Consider the following 17,276-nt stretch of genomic DNA (forward strand, 5'->3'; position numbering starts at 1 on the left):
CGGTAGCGCAGCTTCGTTTAAGAAGGGAGCACCGCCCCGGCACCGGGCGGGCCTATGATCGCCCGGTCCCTCCGGGTATGCAGCCTGGCCCATGCCGACCTGTTCAGCCACGGATTCCGGGTCCGCTCCCGGACCACGCGCCGACGACCTGCTCGCCTGGTACGACCGGCACCGGCGGGTCCTGCCGTGGCGCGCGCTCGCCGACGAGGTGCCCGATCCCTACCGGGTCTGGCTCTCCGAGGTGATGCTGCAGCAGACCACGATCGCGGCGGTGCGCCCGTATTTCGAGCGCTTCCTGACGCGCTTCCCCGACGTGAATGCGCTGGCCGGAGCCCCCGAGGAGGCGGTGATGTCGGCCTGGGCCGGGCTCGGCTACTATTCCCGGGCCCGCAACCTCCACGCCTGCGCCAAAACCGTCGCGGCGGCGGGCCGCTTCCCCGACACGGCCGAGGGCCTCCGCAAGCTCCCGGGCATCGGCGCCTACACGGCCGGAGCGATCGCCGCGATCGCGTTCGAGCGGGCGGAGGCCGCGGTCGACGGCAATGTCGAGCGGGTGCTGAGCCGGGTGTTCGCCGTGGAGGCGCCGCTGCCCGGCAGCCGCCCGGAGATCCGTCGGCTGACCCAGGCCCTGGTGCCGCACGACCGGCCCGGCGACTTCGCGCAGGCGCTCATGGATCTCGGCGCGACGATCTGCACGCCCAGGCGCCCCGCATGCGCGCTCTGCCCGTGGATGCGGCCCTGCGAGGCCCGGGCACGCGGCACGCAGGACACGTTCCCGCGCAAGATCAAGGTTGCGAAAGGGGCGCTGCGCCGCGGCGCAGCCTTCGTGGCGATTCGCAGCGGCGACGAGGCGGTACTGCTGCGGACGCGTCCGCCGGAGGGTTTGCTCGGCACCATGGCCGAGCCGCCTGGCAGCGCCTGGGAACCGGATTACGACGTCGCCGCGGCCCTGCTGGACGCGCCGATCGACGCCCGCTGGAAGCGGCTGCCGGGCCTGGTGCGGCACGGCTTCACGCACTTCCCGCTGGAGTTGACCGTGTTCGCGGCCCGGGTCGCGCTCTCGACCCCGACGCCGCCGGGCATGCGCTTCACCCCGCGCAGCGCGCTGGACGACGAGCCGCTGCCAGGCTTGATGCGCAAGGTGTTGGCCCACGCCTTCGACCCGAAGCCGGAGCCCGAGAAGAAGCCGCGCGGCCGCCCCAAGAAGGAGCCACCGGCGATGCCGCTGCTCGCGGCCATGGAGGCGCCGATCTCGATGGCCGATCCGGAGCCCCGGCCGAGCGTGCGCGCAGTCCCCAAGCCCCGGCCGAAACCGGCACCGGAGCCACCGCCGGACACGGACGACTTCTTGGATGGCGAGCCGGAGGCGCCTGTTGCGCCGGTGCGCGCGCGATCGACGCCGCGCCGACCGGGCGCCGCGCGGCGCCGCTAGTTCCAACGGAAGCGGGATCCCAGAGGGCTCGGCCCTTTGGGATCCCAGGACCGATACGGGGAGGGCTCAGCCGTTCGCCATCGCCTGCCGCAGGCCGGCCCGGTAGCTGTCGATCACCAACGGCTTGCCCGAACGCTCGACGTGCCAGAAGGTCCAGCCGTTGCAGGCCGGAAGACCCTGGACCAGGGCGCCGATCTTGTGGATCGAGCCGATGACCAGGCCGTTGTCGAGCTGGCCGTCCGGACGCACCGTGGCACGGAAACGGCGGCGCTCGTCGGTGACGATCTCGCCCGGGCGGATATGCCCGGCCTCGATCACCGAGAGGAACGGCACCCGCGGCTCGGCGCGCTTGGTCGGCGCTACCATCAGGGCGGCCTTCGACAGCGGCTGGACGGCGGCGATCCGCTCCATGGCGGCCTTCGCGTAGGTGGCCTCGCGCTCGATGCCGATGAAGCGGCGGCCGAGGCGCTTGGCGACGGCACCGGTGGTGCCGGTGCCGAAGAACGGGTCGAGCACCACGTCGCCGGGATTGGTCGCCGCCATCAGGGTGCGGGCGAGCAGCGCTTCGGGCTTCTGGGTCGGATGGACCTTGTGGCCCTCCGCATCCTTCAGCCGCTCCTCGCCGGTGCAGAGGGGGATGAACCAGTCCGAACGCATCTGGAGGTCTTCGTTGCCTCCCTTCAGCGCGTCGTAGTGGAAGGTGTAGCCTTTCGAATCCGCCGAGCGCGAGGCCCAGATCAGGGTCTCGTGGGCATTGGTGAAGCGCTTGCCGCGGAAGTTCGGCATCGGGTTGGCCTTGCGCCACACGATGTCGTTGAGGATCCAGTAACCGAGATCCTGCAACGCGCTCCCGACCCGGAAGATGTTGTGGTACGAGCCGATCACCCAGAGGGTCGCGTTCGGCTTCATCACGCGGCGACAGGCGGCGAGCCATTCGCGGGTGAAGCTGTCGTAGGCTTCGAAGGTCGCGAACTTGTCCCAGTCGTCGTCGACCGCGTCGACACGGCTCTGGTCCGGACGCAGCAGGCCGGCCTCGCCGAGCTGCAGGTTGTAGGGTGGGTCGGCGAACACGCAGTCGACGCTCGAAGCCGGCAGCGCGTTCATGGCCGAGATGCAATCCCCGACCAGAACTTGGTCAAGGGGAAGGGGACGCTGGGCGGGTACGAGACCCATCCGTGGCGCCGATGCGGGCCGCCCGGCACGCGAGACCTGTTTCCGGGCGACGGCATCGGCAGCCACGGTACGCGGGGAAGCCATGGCAAACACCGGTTACGCGACTGACCGGCAGACCATGCGTCGGACACGGTAAAGGGCGGGTTTTCGGATTCTTCCGCCGCGCGTCCCGTTCTGGGGCTGCATTTTTTGCCTAGCGCCCGATCCGCCAGTCTTTCAGTAGAGAAAGCCAACCATCGACGCGTGCCTACAGGCGCGTCGTCAATTGCTGGGGCTGAGCTTTGCTGACGGAGTGCGGGTACCGAACGGCCCATTCTTACTCCGGCGTTCCGAACGACAATTGTCACGTCCGAATGACGCTCGCGTCCAACTGAGCGGGATACAGGGTCACACCCCACGCAGGGCTTAGGAATTCGAGCTCATCGTAGGATCGTTGCGGCATCCGCGATCAGAACTTACCGATTACCGCGAACGACTGTCGTGTCTACAAATCGAAGACCTCCGAGAAATATTGAGATACAAAACGTAATGTAATCTGCATGACCAGCTGAAAACCGGCTAAAATGTGACCCGCAGCAGGCCGGAAAGGCCGCCTTATTCCGGTCGATTTCTGAAACGACTTGCGCCGTCCCGGAAACAACAAGGGAATGCGGGAAGAATGACATCTGGTTTCGGTAAGTTCGTGGCCACCGTTGGAATGCTGTCTGCCATCGTCGGAACGACCCTCCCGGCTGCCGCCCAGAGCGGCGGGGCCTCCTGGTACGGGAGCGGCCATCGCACCGCGAACGGTGAGCGTTTCAACCCCAACGGACTGACCGCTGCCCATCGCAGCCTGCCGTTCGGAACCCGAGTCCGCGTGGAGAACCGCAGGACCGGCCGCTCGGTGGTGGTGCGCATCAACGACCGCGGCCCATTCGTGCGCGGCCGGATCATCGATCTCTCGCGGGGCTCGGCGCGTGCCCTCGGCATGGGCGGCACGAGCTACGTCTCGCTTCAAGTCCTGAACTGAAGATCCGGCGTTGACGGCTTGCAGGACGAGCCTGTCCTGAAGCCCTGCGGCCTCCCGACGTTGTCTGCGGCATCGGGAGGCCCCATGTGCTGCGAAAGCAGTCCGGACCCAGCCGCCCCATGCCCAAACCCCTGATCGTCGACATCCCGCACGACCTCGGCCGCGACGAGGCCAAGCGGCGCCTCGAGCACGGCACCGATCAGGCGCGGGCCTTCCTGGCCAAGAGCGGCGTCAGCGTGGACCAGCTCGCCTGGACGGGCGACCGCCTCGATTTCGGGGTCTCGGCGATGACCCAGAAGATCGGCGGCACTATCGATGTCGGCCCCGAGAGCGTGCGCCTCGAGGTGAAGCTGCCGTTCCTGCTGGCGTTGTTCGCCGAGAAGATTCAGAAGGTGGCGAGCAAGGAGGGCAATCTCCTCCTCACCAAGAAGTAGCACGCCGGAACCGGAGCGGCAGGCCCTCGTTGCCGCCCGAACGGTGCAGTCCAGCACCGCGGGCCATCTGGAGGAACAGCCGTGCCAGACTTCACCCTCGCCGATCCCGGTCAAGTGCCGGAGGTTCCGCCGCAGCCCACGCCGGTGCCGGACGCTCCCTACGAGCCGCCGCAGGCCCCGACGCAGCCGCCCGGTCCCGAGATCCCCGGGAACACCCCGGCCGAGGCGCCCGGCATCCAGCCGCCGGAGATCCCGGTGAACGATCCCGGCCCGCCGGAGATCAGCCCGCCCACCGGGCCGGCCAACCCGATCGCCTGAGCGCGTGTGCCGCCCCGCCCCGCAAGGCGGCACCGTTTGAACCGGAAGCCCGGCGCTGCCATAAGCCCGGCATGGCCGCTCCCCCGCTTCTGACCCTCCAGGATATCGCGCTCACTTTCGGCGGCACCCCGCTGATCAACCGCGCCGACCTGACCATCTCCCCCGGCGAGCGGACCTGCCTGGTCGGGCGGAACGGCTCCGGCAAGTCGACGCTGATGAAGATCGCCGCCGGCTTGGTCGAGCCGGACAAGGGGCGGTTGTTCCTGCAGCCCGGGACCACGATCCGCTACCTGGCCCAGGAGCCGGATTTCTCGGGCTTCTCGACCACCCTCGATTTCGTCGAGGCCGGGTTGCCGCCGGGCGAATCGACCTATCGCGCCAAGTACTTGCTGGAAAGCCTCGGGATGACCGGGGCGGAGGATCCGGCCAAGCTCTCGGGCGGAGAGGGCCGGCGCACGGCGCTGGCCCAGGCGCTGGCGCCGGAGCCCGACGTGCTGCTCCTCGACGAGCCGACCAACCATCTCGACCTTCCGGCGATCGAGTGGCTCGAAGCGGAGCTGCGCGGCACCCGCGCCGCCATGGTCCTGATCAGCCACGACCGGCGGTTTCTCTCCGCGCTGTCCCGGGCCACGATCTGGCTGGACCGCGGGGAAACGCGCCGGATCGAGCAGGGATTCTCGAATTTCGAGGCCTGGCGCGACGCCTTCTTCGAAGAGGAGGAGCGCGACCAGCACAAGCTCGACCGCAAGATCGTCGCGGAGGAGCATTGGCTGCGCTACGGCGTCACCGCGCGGCGCAAGCGAAACGTCCGCCGCCTCGGCAACTTGCACGAGCTTCGCCAGAACCGCCGCGAGGTCCGCCGCCCGGTGGGCAGCGTCAGCATGCAGGCCTCGGAGGCCGAATCGTCCGGCAGCCTCGTGGTCGAGGCCCGGGATATCGCCAAGGCCTACGGCGAGCGGACCATCGTGGACGGGCTGTCGCTGCGGGTGATGCGCGGCGACCGGCTCGGCATCGTCGGGGCCAACGGCGCCGGCAAGTCGACGCTGATCAACCTGCTGATGGGCCGCCTCGCCCCCGATTCGGGGCAGATCGTGCTCGGCACCAACCTGATGCCGGTGGTGCTCGATCAGGCGCGGGCCACGTTGGAGCCCGGGATGACCGTCACCGAGGTGCTGACCGGCGGCCGGGGCGACAGCGTCACGGTGAACGGCCAGAGCCGCCACGTCATCGGCTACCTCAAGGACTTCCTGTTCACCCCCGAGCAGGCCCGGACCCCGGTCTCGGTGCTGTCCGGCGGCGAGCGCAACCGCCTGTTGATCGCCCGCGCGCTGGCGCAACCGGCCAACCTGCTGGTGCTGGACGAGCCGACCAACGACCTCGATCTCGAGACCCTGGACCTGCTCCAGGAGATGCTCGGCGACTACCAGGGCACGTTGATCCTGGTCAGCCACGACCGCGACTTCCTCGACCGGGTCGCCAGCAGCGTGCTGGTCTCCGAGGGGGCGGGCCGTTGGATGGAATATGCCGGCGGCTACAGCGACATGCTGGTCCAGCGCGGGCAGGGGGTCGAGGCCCGCACGGTCACGGCCAAGAAGGGGCCGCGCGAGCGCCAGTCCGCAGCCCCGGCCCCGCAGGCCTCCGGCAAGCCGAAGCTCGGCTTCAAGGATCAGCACGAGCTGAAGACGCTCCCGGCCCGCATCGCGAAGCTGGAAGCGGCGATCGGGCAGCTCAAGGCGGTCCTGGACGATGCCAACCTCTACGCCCGCGACCCGGCCCGGTTCGACAAGGCCACCGCCATGCTCGCCCAGGCCGAGACTGAGCTGTCGCAGGCGGAGGACCGGTGGCTGGAGCTGGAGATGCTGCAGGCGGGGTGAGTGACGCTTACGCTTGACAGGATCAAGGAATTATATCCTAGAGATCGACGCCCGATGTAAGCATGCAGGCGCGACGATCGGGAACCGACCGGGACGGATGATCGCATGACCGCCTACCAGATCCTCGAACAGCGCTTCTCCCGCCTGGCGGCCCTGGAAGGGGCGGCCGGGATCCTTGGTTGGGATGCGCAAACGCTGATGCCCGACGGGGCGGCCGAGGCGCGGGGCGACCAGTTGGCGATCCTGCGCGGGCTGGCACACGAGATCCTCACGGCGCCCGAAACGCGTGGCGAGATCGACGCGGCCGAGGCGGCGGGGGGCCTCGATCCGTGGCCGGCCGCCAACCTGCGGGAGATGCGGCGGACCCAGGCCCACGGCGCCGCCGTGCCCCGGGATCTGGTCGAGGCCAGCTCGCGGGCGGTGTCCCGGTCGGAGATGGTCTGGCGGGAGGCGCGGCGCGACGCCGACTTCGCCCGGCTGGCGCCCTATCTGGAAGAAGTTCTGCGGCTCCAGCGCGAGATCGGGCAGGCCAAGGGTGCGGCGCTCGGGCTCGATCCCTACGACGCGCTGCTCGACAGCTACGATCCCGGGATGCGCCGATCGGTGATCGACCCGCTGTTTGCCGATCTCACGAGCTGGCTGCCGGACCTGATCGCCCGCGCCCGGGAGATTCAGGATTCCCGCCCGGCGCCGCTGTCCCTGGAAGGCCCGTTCGACGTCGGCACGCAGCGCGCCCTCGGCCTCAAGCTGATGAGCGCGCTCGGCTTCGATTTCAGCCGCGGCCGGCTCGACATCAGCCTGCATCCGTTCTGCGGGGGCGCCACCGACGACGTGCGCATCACCACGCGCTACGACGAGGCCGATTTCGGCCGCGCCCTGATGGGCGTGCTGCACGAGACCGGCCACGCCCTCTACGAGCAGGGCCGTCCCGCCGCGTGGCGGCACCAGCCGGTGGGGGCGGCCCGGGGCATGAGCCTTCACGAGAGCCAGTCGCTCATCGTCGAGATGCAGGCCTGCCGCAGCCGCGACTTCTTCACCTATCTGGCGCCGCTGCTGCGGGAGGCGTTCGGCCGCTCCGGGCCGGAATGGTCGCCGGAGAACCTGCACGCGCTGAACACCCGGGTCCGGCCGGGCTTCATCCGGGTCGATGCCGACGAGGCGACCTACCCGGCCCATATCCTGCTGCGCTACCGGCTGGAGACCGCGATGATCGCGGGCGACCTCGCGGCGGCCGACCTGCCGGGCGCCTTCAACGACGGCCTGCGCGACCTCCTCGGCCTCACGGTCCCGGACGACCGCCTCGGCTGCCTGCAGGACATCCACTGGCCGAGCGGGGCGTTCGGCTACTTCCCGACCTACACGCTCGGCGCGCTCGCGGCGGCCCAGCTGTTCCGGGCGGCCCGCACCGCTGAGCCCGCCCTGCCGGGCTGCCTGGCCGAGGGCGATTTCGCACCGCTGCGGACCTGGCTGCACGCTAACGTCCACGCGGTCGGCAGCCTGCTCGGGACGGACGAGCTGTTGATCCGGGCGACGGGCGCGCCGCTCGGGACGACGGCGTTCCGGGCGCATCTGGAAGCGCGGTATCTGGGCAGGTGAGGGCTGACTGGCCAAAGCAGGGCGTCTGTCCCGAGCGGAAGGGCGCGCAGACTTGGTGAAAGGCTGTTCCTGCGGCCGCCGAGGGTTCGCGAACCTCGCGCTCACCCGTCTCGTCATCCCGGGGCCACGCATGCGAGCCCGGGATCCATGACCGCCGACCGCTCAAGGACTTGCACCGTTGGCGGTTCTGGATTCGGGGCTCGCCTGCGGCGCCCTGGAAAGACGGGCAGGTCTATCCCACCGCTGTTGCGGCGGCTGTCGCCCAAGAGATGACGGGAGGCGGCGCTCCGCGGTCGGAACCGCCCCCTACAACTCCAAAACATCCACCGCGTCCCCCAGCCGGTCCTGGGCGATCTCGGCGACGTGACGGTGGTGGGTGAACAGGATCGGCTGGACGCTGGTGCCGATCTCGGCCAGCGCGTCGAGGCCGTATCCGGTTCGCGCTTCGTCGAACGTCGAGAACAGATCGTCGCCGATGAAGGGGGCCGGCTCGGCGCGCCCGGCGTAATCCTCCAGGTAGGCGAGGCGCAGGGCGAGGTAGAGCTGGTCGCGGGTACCCTCGCTCATCCCCTCGATCCCGACCAGCCCGCCCCCCGCGCGCTGTCCGGCGAGCTTCGGGGTGTCGGCCTCGTCGTAGGTCTGGGCCAGCCCCGCGAAGCCGCCGCCGGTGAGGGCGCGGAACAGGTCTCCGGCTCGGGCGACGAGCGGATCCTGCTGGCCGGCCCGGTGCCGGGCCACCGCTTGGCCGAGCATCAGGCCGGCGAGCCGCAGCACCGCCCAGGAGCGGGACGCCGCCTGCAGATCCGCCTCGGCGGCCTTGCGCTCGGCGGCGGCCAGTTCGGCGCCGCTGCCGCCCTCCAGCTCCGCCCGGCGCCGCTCGGCGCGGTCGCGGTCGGCGTAGATGACCTGGCCGCGCTCCGCCTGCTCCTCGGCCTCCATGGCGAGGCGGGCGAGTTCCGCCTCGACCGCCTCCGGGGGCAAGGCGTCGAGGCCGGCGCGGATCTCGGCTTCCGGCAAACCGTCGGCGGCGCCCGCGAGGCTGCCACGCAGGCGCAGGCGCTCGGCCCGGAGCGACTCCCGGGTGTTCAGCCGCCCGAACACCACCTCGATCCCCGCGATGGGCGCGGCGGCGAGGTCCGGCATGGTCTGCGCAATCTGCCGGGTCAGCTCGGCCCGGGCGGCGGCGTGCAGCCCGGCTGCGGCCTGTGCCGCCTCCTCCGAATCCGCCAGGCGCCGGTCCAGCTCGGCACGGCGGGCCGCCCGGGCCTGGGTGGCGACCAGGCGGTCATGCAGCGTGCGAACGGCTGCGGTCGGCGACGTGCCGGCGAGGTCGGGGGCCAAGGCGTCGACCAGGGACGCGGCCGTGACCCGGAACGCCTCCCGGTCGCGCCGCAGGCCCGTCGCCCGGCGCTGCAGGTCGGCGCGGGCCGTGAGGCGATCCGGAACGGCGCGCCACGCCTCCAGGGCGCTCTCGGCCTCGTCGGGACGGGCGCCCGCGGCGAGACCGAGGGGGCGCAGAGCCTCCGCCCACTCGGCCTGCCAAGCGGCCCGGCGGGCCTCGGTCTCGGCCAGGGCCGCATCGAGCCTCTGGGCGGTCGCCGCAGCCGCGCGGAGGAGGCCGGCGGTCTGAAGATTGGCCTCCCACCGGCTCGCCAGGGTGGCGACCCGCGTCTCCACCCGCTCGAGCGCCTGCCCGACCTCGAGATCGGGGGCGGGATCGAGGCCGGCGCGGGCGAACAGGCCGGCGAGCGGCGCCCGGGCGGCCTCGATCCGGGCCGAGAGCCGGTCCCGCTCGATCCGCTGCTCGGCCAGGCGCTGCTCGGCCTCGATCAGGTTTTCGGTCTCGGTGAGCCAGGCCGCCATCTCGGCCGGCGGGCCGGGAACGAGGCCGGCAGGCCGCCACGCTTCGCGCCAGGCGGCCTCGCCCTCGGCGACGTCCTGGACGATCCCGGCGAGCACCCGATCCGCCGCCGCGCAGGCCGCGTCCTCGGCGGCCAGCCGGTCAAGGTCGGCGGCGTGGGCCGCGACCCGGGCGGCGTCGGCGGCGCGCGCGTCGGCCAGGCGGTCTGCCTCGAACAGGGCGCGCTCGTAGACCGCGATCGCACCGGGCCCGGCGCTGCGCCCGGCCGCGAGGGCGTCGCGCAGGAGCGCGAAGGCGGCATCGCGGGCCGTACGGGCGGCGTCGAGCCGCTCTTGGGTGGCGATCGGCCGGCCGGCCTCGCGCTCGCGCAGGCGGTCACGGGTGGAGGCAGCTTGGCTGTGCGCCGCGTCCCGGCGGTCTGCAGCACGCTCGTGCTCGCGCCGCTTGCCGTCGAGCAGGGTGCGATAGCGTGCCACCGTGTCGGCGGCGGGCAGGGGCAGGCGGGCCAGAACGGCGGTGTCGGTCACCGGCGGCGACAACCGGCCGGCCTGGTTGCGTAAGAGCGCCGCCTCCCGCCGGATCGCGGTCTCCAGGGCCTCGTGGGCGGCGATGCGCTCGTGCAGCTTCGCGAGTGGCTTCAGGTCCTCGCGCAGCGGCGTCGGATCGTGGGTGGCGCCGGCCGCCTCGACCTCCCGGGCCAGCCGGTCGCGCTCGGCCCGGGCGGCGGCGCCGTCGCGGGCGATCTGCTCCTCGGCGGCAGCCAGCGTCCGGCCGTCGCGGATCAGGCGCTCGACCCGGGCGCGGGCGGCGTCGGTGGGCTGGCCGGCCTCCAGGGAAGCAAGGTCCGGGACGCCGATCCGGGCGCGCAGGCGCTCCAAGTCGAGTCCGACCTTGTGAGCGTCGCCCTCGATCCGGGGCAGGTCTGTGCCACCCTTCTCGAACTCCTTGGTTCCGCTGAACGCCGCCAGGATTTCTTCGGTGTGCAGGATCAGCGCCGCCTCTACGGGCACGGACTCGGCCTCGCCGCGTGCCCGGGTGAGGGCGGCGTCGGTCCGGGCCGCCTCGGCCTCGGCTTTGCGGCAGCTTTCGAGGGCGGCGCCCAGGCGCTCGATCCAGGCGGCATCCGCCTCGGCGAGGCCGGAATCGGCGGCGATCCGGTGATCCAGCACGTCGATCTCGGCGACGATCGGCCGGGCGCGCTTCAGCCGCTCCAGCCGGGCGCGCTCGGTCGCGATGCGCTGCGTCTCGGCCCGGAGCCCATCGAGCTTCTCGGCGGCGGCGGCGATCTCGTCGTTGAGCGCGCGCCAGTCCCCGGCCCGTAGGCCCTTCTCGCGGATCGCCTTGCGGGCGGTCTCGTGACGCTCCAGTGCCTGGTAGAAGGTCCGGTGCTTGGCCTGCCGGGGCGCGAAGATGCCTTCGGCCTCGGCGTCCAGGGCGGATTGCAGCTCGGTGAGGCCGCGCAGGCCCGAGCCCGCCGCGAACAGGCTGGCGCCGACCTCGCCCTCGACATCCACCATCTCGCGCCCGCCCGCCCGGAGGCTTCCGGCATCCAACCCGAACGCGCGGCAGAACACCGTGCGGGAGATGCCGCCGAGGAATGGCGCCAGGGCGTCGTCCGCCAGCGGCGCCTCGTCGGCGTCGATCAGGGTCCGGGTGTTGCCCTTGCGGCGGCGGAACGCCAGGCGGCGCCCGTCCGCGGCCTCGACCTCCGCGCCGAGGCGCAGCAGCGGCATGTCGTGCAGGAAGGCGTACCGGGTGGTCTTCTCGAAGCCGAACAGGAGGTCGGTCACGGCCGCGAGTGCCGTGCTCTTGCCGGCCTCGTTGGCGCCCAGCACCACGTGCAGGCGGGCGTCGGGCCGGAAGCTCATGGTCCGGTCGGTGAAGGCGCCGTAGCGCTCCAGGGCGAGGCGGATCAGCCGCATGGAACGCGCCTCAGCAGTGCCGGCCGCCGAGGCGGCCCAGGATCAGCGCCTCCGCCTCGGCGCAGAGCGCGTCGAACTCGGCCTCCAGGTCGGCTTCGGCCGCCGCGGTGGCGGGCATCCGCGCGCCGATCTCGGCGAGGGCGGCCTTGGCGCGGGTGCGGAAATCCGGGTCGCGGTCGAGGTCGGCCAGCAAAGCCGCCGGGTCGATCGCCGCCCCGGAGGCGTCCACGGGAGCGCGCGGCCGGCGGGTCTCGATCTTCAGGCGCTCCAGCCAGATGTCCTCGTGCAGCCGGTGGGCGGCGGCCTGGATCTCGGCGGTGACGCCCTCGCGGTCGGCCGACAGCGCATCGTGGGCCGGCGTCGTGCCGGCGAGGTGGACCCGCACCAGCACGAGGCGCCGCGCCGCCACCTCCGCCAGGGGGCGCAGGGCGGCCTCGACGAGGTCCAGCGCCGCGCTCGTGTCGGCGGCCGCGCCCAGGTCGACGGTGACCTGCTCGAAGCGCGCCCTGTCGAGGGGGAGGCGGCTGAGGCCGGTGACCCGCCCGTCCGCGACCTCGACCAGGACCGCGCCCTTCGCGCCGCATTCGCGCACGCTACGGCCCTGTATATTGCCGGGGAACACGATCCAGGGATCCCGGGACAGCTCGGCGTACTCGTGGATGTGGCCGAGCGCCCAGTACTCGTAGCCCCGCCCGGCCAGGTCGGCGATCGAGCAGGGCGCGTAGGTCTCGTGGGCGGCGTGGCCGGTGCAGGAAGTGTGGAGGATCCCGAGGTTGAACCAGCCGGGCAGGGCGGCCGGGTAGGTGAGCGACAGGTTCTCCTCCACGGCCCGGGCCTGGAAGCTGCGGCCATGCACGGCGACCCGCACGGCCTCGAGACGCAGGGTCTCGGCTCGGGCCGCCGGGAACACGTGCACCGAGGGCGGCAGGGTGATCGAGCGGGTGATCACGCTCTCGGCGTCATGGTTGCCGCGGACCAGGAGGGTCGGGATGCCGGCCCGGTCGAGGCGCGCCACCTGCCGGGCGAAGAACAGCCCGATCGTGTTGTCGGCCCAGTCGCCATCGTAGATATCCCCGGCGACCACCACGAAGGCGACCCGCCGCTCGATCGCCTGCGTCACCAGATCCTCGAACGCCTGCCGCCCGGCCGTGGCGAGACGCCGGGCGAGCTCCGCGTCCCGGGTCGCGAGGCCTGAGAGCGGGCTGCCGAGATGCAGGTCCGCCGCGTGGATGAAGCTGAAGCCCGACATCGGTCTCCGAGGCGCAATCGGTGAGCGGGGGTCTTAGGCCGCCGGGGCGTGCGGCCTCAAGCGTGGCGCTCCGATTGCTGCACAGGCACGAAAAGCCGGTGACCGTCCTGAGAGGCTGGGCACGATCGGCCCGGCAAACGTGATCTCCCAGCGGGGTACATTCCTGACCGGGTGCTTCCGGGCAAGGAATGCCTGTGCCGGACATCGGCCGGGGCTTCCGCCGGCGCCGACCGGTCGGCCCGAATCATTGGGAGCGCCAAGTGGGCGCCGTCTCACGGCGTCGGTCTATCCGGCACGCCGCCGTGCGGGCATCACGTTTCGCGCAGCCACTTCCAGACGTGTTGCTCCGTCCCCTGGCCGCCGATCCGTTGGGCCACCCGGCGCTCGCCACGCCAAGCCTGCGGTGGGGCGCCGTAGCGGTTGCGGAAGCTGCGACTGAGCTGCGAGATGGTGTTGAACGCGAACACCTCGGCCAACCGGCTGATGGTGCGCCGCTCCATCGGATCGGCGAGGGCGTCGCGCACCGCCCGCAGGCGCTCGCCCTGCACGAAATGCATCACGCCGCCCTCCGGCTCGAACAGCCGGTAGAGCGTGGACCGCGAGACCTGCATCTGCTCGGCGATGAACTCGGGCGACAGCGTCGGCCGCGACAGGTTTTCCTGCACGATGACCCTGGCGAGCGCGAGCAGGGCGCCATTGAGCTCGCGACCTTCCAGCACGTCCGCGGCCTGCGAGCGATCGAGAAGGCGGTGCAGGAAGGCCACGAACTCATGGGCGAGAGCCGGGGCCTCGTCGGCGCGCGTGGTCGGCAATCGGCGGTAGATGTCCGAGATGCGCGCGGCCAGCAACCGGTTGCGGGTCGCATCGAAGAGCAGGCCGTGCTCCTCGAGCGGCAGCCCGTGGAGGCGGTTGCAGGGTACGGCGATGCCGATCGCATCGGCTCGGTCGAGCATCCCGTCGAGCAGATGACGGCGGCCGATGAGGGTCACGGTGCCGGGCGAGGCCGAGACCGGCTTGCCACCGACAGTGCCCTGGAAACGGCCGGATCGGTAGAGCTGGACGATGTAGTGGTCGGGACCGGCCTCGACGCGTCGGCGGTCCCGCTGGAGCCGCTGGGTCGAGAGCAGCGTGCGATGCGCGACGAGGTCATCGATCGGGTACGCGATGTTGCTGCCGAACGGCAACGGGGCCGAGGGCGTCGTCGGACTGACCGCGTACATCGGCGCCAGGAGGGTGCGCCATCGCTCGAAGGCCTCCCCGGGCGGCAAGCCCGAGGTCGTCAGGAAGAAGTGCGGCAGACCCGGCTCAGCCGTCGTGTCGTCTGCACTCACGCGGCCCGATCCATCACTATCCGACCCGTGCAACGGCGGAGGTTGATCATTCGGCCCTCGGTGGGGCAACTCAAATGCGTGTGTGCAGTCCGCGGAGCGCGAAAGTGTCGCAAGCAGGGCGTCCCTTCGAGGCCGGCGCGAAGACCCGTCCTTTCGTCCGCCGATCCAGAAACGGCGGCGGCGTCCCCGGATCCGCCCCGCTGACTGTTCCGATCCTCGCCTGAGACCATGATCCGGGCGTGTCACGTCCGTCCGATCGCACCGACGACGTAACGGTACCGTGACACCGGCTTTGCCGTCACCCGTTTGGCGATGCCGCCGTCACACCCGGCGGTGCGACGGGGGCACGGAGTGTTGCGCCGCGTCGTTCAGGCCGCCATGGGCCCGTAACGGCGGTGGCCCTTCACGTCGTAGCGATCGAGCATCATCACCTTGTCCCAGACCCGCACGAAGTCCGCTACGAACCGCTGCTGACCGTCGCGGCCGGCATAGGCGTCGGCGATGTTGCGCAGTTGCGCGTTCGCCCCGAAGACGAGGTCGTTGCGCGTCGCCTCGAACCGGGCCTGCCCGGTCTCGCGGTCCTTGAGGACGAAGGACGTCCCGTCCGAATCGACCTTCTCCCAGACAAGGTTCGTGTCGGTCAGGGTCCGGAAGAAGTCCGTCGTCAGCACGCCCACCCGATCGGTGAAGATGCCCTGGTTCGATCCGTCGTGGTTGGCGTTGAGGGCCCGTAGGCCGCCCGTCAGCACCACCCATTCCGGGGCGGTCAGCGTCAGCAGGTTGGCCTTGTCGAGGAACATCTCCTCCGGCGACAGGCGCGGTGCCATGTCCCTGAACCCGCCGTCGACGTAGTTGCGGAAGCCGTCGACGAGGGGCCTCAGCCACTCGAACATCTCGATGTCGGTGAGGTCCTGCGTGGTGTCGACCCGGCCGGGCGTAAACGGCACGCGCGTCTCGACGCCCGCATCCCGGGCAGCCTTCTCGACGGCGGTACAGCCGGCGAGCACGATGAGGTCGGCCAGCGAAACCTGCTTGCCGTCTCCGCGCCCGCCGTTGAACGTGGCCATGACACCGCGCAGCGCCTCGACCACGGGTGCGGCCCGGCGATTGACGGCCCAGTCCTTCTGCGGGGCGAGGGCGAGACGGCCGCCGTTGGCGCCGCCGCGCTTGTCGCTGTCGCGGTAGGTCGAGGCCGCCGAGAAGGCGGTGAAGGCCAAGTCAGAGACCGAGACGCCCGTGGCCAGGATCGCTTGCTTCAGGGCGGCGATCTCGGCTTCCCCCACCGGGGCGTAGGCGGCATCGGGAATCGGATCCTGCCACAACAGGCCGTCCTCGATCGTCACCTCCGGGCCGAGGTAGCGGTGCTTGGGGCCCATGTCGCGGTGGGTGAGCTTGTACCACGCCTTCGAGAAGGCCTGCGTGAAGGCGTCGAAGTCGTTGAGGAACTTCTCGCAGACCTTGCGGTACTCCGGATCGACCTTGAGGGCGATGTCGGAGGTCATCATCATGAGCGGGTGCATCTGCCCCGCGACATGGGCGTCGGGGGTTTTGGGTGCATTCGGGTCCTTCGGGGTCCATTGCAGGGCGCCGGCCGGGCTCTTGGTCTGCTCCCAGTCGAACTTGAAGAGGTTCTCCAGGTAGGCGTTGTCCCACTGGGTCGGGTCGGGGGTCCAGCTGCCCTCGATGCCGTTGGTCATCGTGTCCTTGCCGGCCCCCGTGCCGTTCGGGTTGTGCCAGCCGAGCCCCATCGCCTCCATCGGCGCCATCTCCGGCGGCGGCCCGATCTCCTTGGCGGGGGTCATGCCGTGGCTCTTGCCGAAGGCATGGCCGCCGGCGATCAGCGCCACGGTCTCCTCGTCGTTCATGGCCATGCGGGTGAACGTCACCCGGATATCGTTGGCCGAGCCCTGCGGATCCCCGTTCGCGTAGGGCCCCTCGGGGTTGACGTAGATCAGCGCCTGGTGCGAGGCGGCGAGTGGGTTCTCCAGGTCGTAGTCGGCGTCGCCGTTCTTGCCGCGCCAGCGCTGATCGCGGTTGACCATCTCGTCGAAGCTCGACACCGAGCCCATCTCGACCACCTCGGGACCCCAGTAGGTGGCGTCGTCCGCCTCCCAGGCGTCGAGACGTCCGCCGGCAAAGCCGTAGGTCGGCAGGCCCATGATCTCCAGGGCGCAATTGCCGGTGAGCACCATCAAGTCGGCCCAGGACAGGGCGTTGCCGTACTTGTGCTTGAGCGGCTGCAGGAGGCGGCGCGACTTGTCGGTATTGCCGTTGTCCCACCAACTCGAGATCGGCGCGAAGCGCTGCATCCCGGTGCCGGCTCCGCCCCGCCCGTCCGCGATGCGGTAGGTTCCGGCCGAGTGCCAGGCCATGCGGATCATCTGCGGGCCGTAATTGCCGTAATCGGACGGCCACCAGGCCACCGACGACGTCAGGAACTGCTTGATGTCGTTCTTCAGCGCGTCCAGGTCGATCGTCCGGAAGGCGCCGGCGTAGTCGAAATCCGGCCCCAGCGGATCGGCCGCCAGCCCGTTCTGGTGCAGGAGCTCGACCCTGAGCCGGTGCGGATACCAGTTCTCCAGGGCGGGACGGCTGCCGAAGGCCCCGCCGACGCGGTCGCCTCCGAACGGGCATTGACCCGCCATCGGGTACGACTGGGTATTGGTCTTGTCGATCGTCGTCGTGGTCATGAATGTCCCCCCTTGGCGCAGGACCGGCGTCACTGGACCGCTCGGTCCGCCAGCCTGTCGCCGACAGCAGCGATCGGCGTGCCGCTCTCGCGAACGGCCGCGCAGGAACGATGCTGCACCGCAAGCGACATCAGCCGCCCGCCTCGAAAATCAAGGTGCCGACGCCACCCATACCGGTACGCCGGCTGGCCGTACTCCTCAGGAAGACGCACCTCACGATTGCGCGAGTCAATGGCGCACAATGGAAGCGTCGGCCATCACTCGGCCGATCCACGCTGCCGACCGGCAGGACGCCATGCGTGCCGACGGTGGGGAAACCGCGCAGCCGCCCGTGGCAAAAGCCGATTGGCCTCGCACCGGAGCGAACGCCTAAGCCACCGGCGCGTT

General features: G+C 71.0%; 11 protein-coding genes. 6 read left to right on the forward strand and 5 right to left on the reverse strand.

The window, feature by feature from the left end:
* Positions 1-91: 91 nt before the first annotated feature.
* Complete coding sequence (gene mutY / locus ACYQPG_RS12620; RefSeq protein ID WP_461231076.1) at positions 92-1,432, forward strand: A/G-specific adenine glycosylase; 1,341 nt, start codon at positions 92-94, stop codon at positions 1,430-1,432.
* A 66-nt stretch (positions 1,433-1,498) separates the two neighbouring features.
* Here the strand turns inward: mutY and ACYQPG_RS12625 are convergent, their stop codons facing one another.
* Positions 1,499-2,605 (reverse strand): DNA methyltransferase, encoded by a 1,107-nt coding sequence (locus ACYQPG_RS12625; protein ID WP_461231077.1) that lies wholly within the window; start codon positions 2,603-2,605, stop codon positions 1,499-1,501.
* Between the two features lie 658 nt (positions 2,606-3,263).
* Here ACYQPG_RS12625 and ACYQPG_RS12630 point away from each other — a divergent pair.
* The 5 genes from ACYQPG_RS12630 to ACYQPG_RS12650 all read left to right on the forward strand — a co-directional run bounded on the left by ACYQPG_RS12630 (position 3,264) and on the right by ACYQPG_RS12650 (position 7,836).
* Positions 3,264-3,614: a septal ring lytic transglycosylase RlpA family protein gene (locus ACYQPG_RS12630; protein WP_147896292.1), complete on the forward strand. Its 351-nt coding sequence runs from the start codon at positions 3,264-3,266 to the stop codon at positions 3,612-3,614.
* Positions 3,615-3,733: 119 nt separating this feature from the next.
* Positions 3,734-4,048, forward strand: coding sequence for a polyhydroxyalkanoic acid system family protein (locus ACYQPG_RS12635; protein WP_147854969.1), 315 nt, complete (start codon positions 3,734-3,736; stop codon positions 4,046-4,048).
* An 81-nt stretch (positions 4,049-4,129) separates the two neighbouring features.
* Positions 4,130-4,366 carry a hypothetical protein gene (locus tag ACYQPG_RS12640; protein WP_147854970.1) on the forward strand — a complete coding sequence of 79 codons (237 nt, stop codon included), beginning with the start codon at positions 4,130-4,132 and terminating at the stop codon, positions 4,364-4,366.
* A 71-nt stretch (positions 4,367-4,437) separates the two neighbouring features.
* A complete protein-coding gene (locus ACYQPG_RS12645; RefSeq protein WP_147905761.1) occupies positions 4,438-6,240 on the forward strand; it encodes an ATP-binding cassette domain-containing protein in 1,803 nt (600 codons plus the stop codon).
* A 105-nt stretch (positions 6,241-6,345) separates the two neighbouring features.
* Entirely contained in the window at positions 6,346-7,836 is a 1,491-nt protein-coding gene (locus ACYQPG_RS12650) for a carboxypeptidase M32 (protein ID WP_461231078.1), read from the forward strand.
* A 306-nt stretch (positions 7,837-8,142) separates the two neighbouring features.
* Here the strand turns inward: ACYQPG_RS12650 and ACYQPG_RS12655 are convergent, their stop codons facing one another.
* From ACYQPG_RS12655 to katG, 4 genes are all read right to left on the reverse strand, one after another.
* A complete protein-coding gene (locus tag ACYQPG_RS12655; protein WP_461231079.1) occupies positions 8,143-11,619 on the reverse strand; it encodes an ATP-binding protein in 3,477 nt (1,158 codons plus the stop codon).
* A gap of 10 nt (positions 11,620-11,629) precedes the next feature.
* Positions 11,630-12,868 (reverse strand): metallophosphoesterase family protein, encoded by a 1,239-nt coding sequence (locus ACYQPG_RS12660; RefSeq protein WP_419829556.1) that lies wholly within the window; start codon positions 12,866-12,868, stop codon positions 11,630-11,632.
* Positions 12,869-13,179: 311 nt separating this feature from the next.
* Entirely contained in the window at positions 13,180-14,199 is a 1,020-nt protein-coding gene (locus ACYQPG_RS12665; protein WP_147938097.1) for a helix-turn-helix domain-containing protein, read from the reverse strand.
* Positions 14,200-14,567: 368 nt separating this feature from the next.
* A complete protein-coding gene (katG, locus tag ACYQPG_RS12670; RefSeq protein ID WP_147938098.1) occupies positions 14,568-16,889 on the reverse strand; it encodes a catalase/peroxidase HPI in 2,322 nt (773 codons plus the stop codon).
* Positions 16,890-17,276 lie beyond the last annotated feature (387 nt).

It is taken from the genome of Methylobacterium sp. CM6246 (assembly GCF_054818005.1).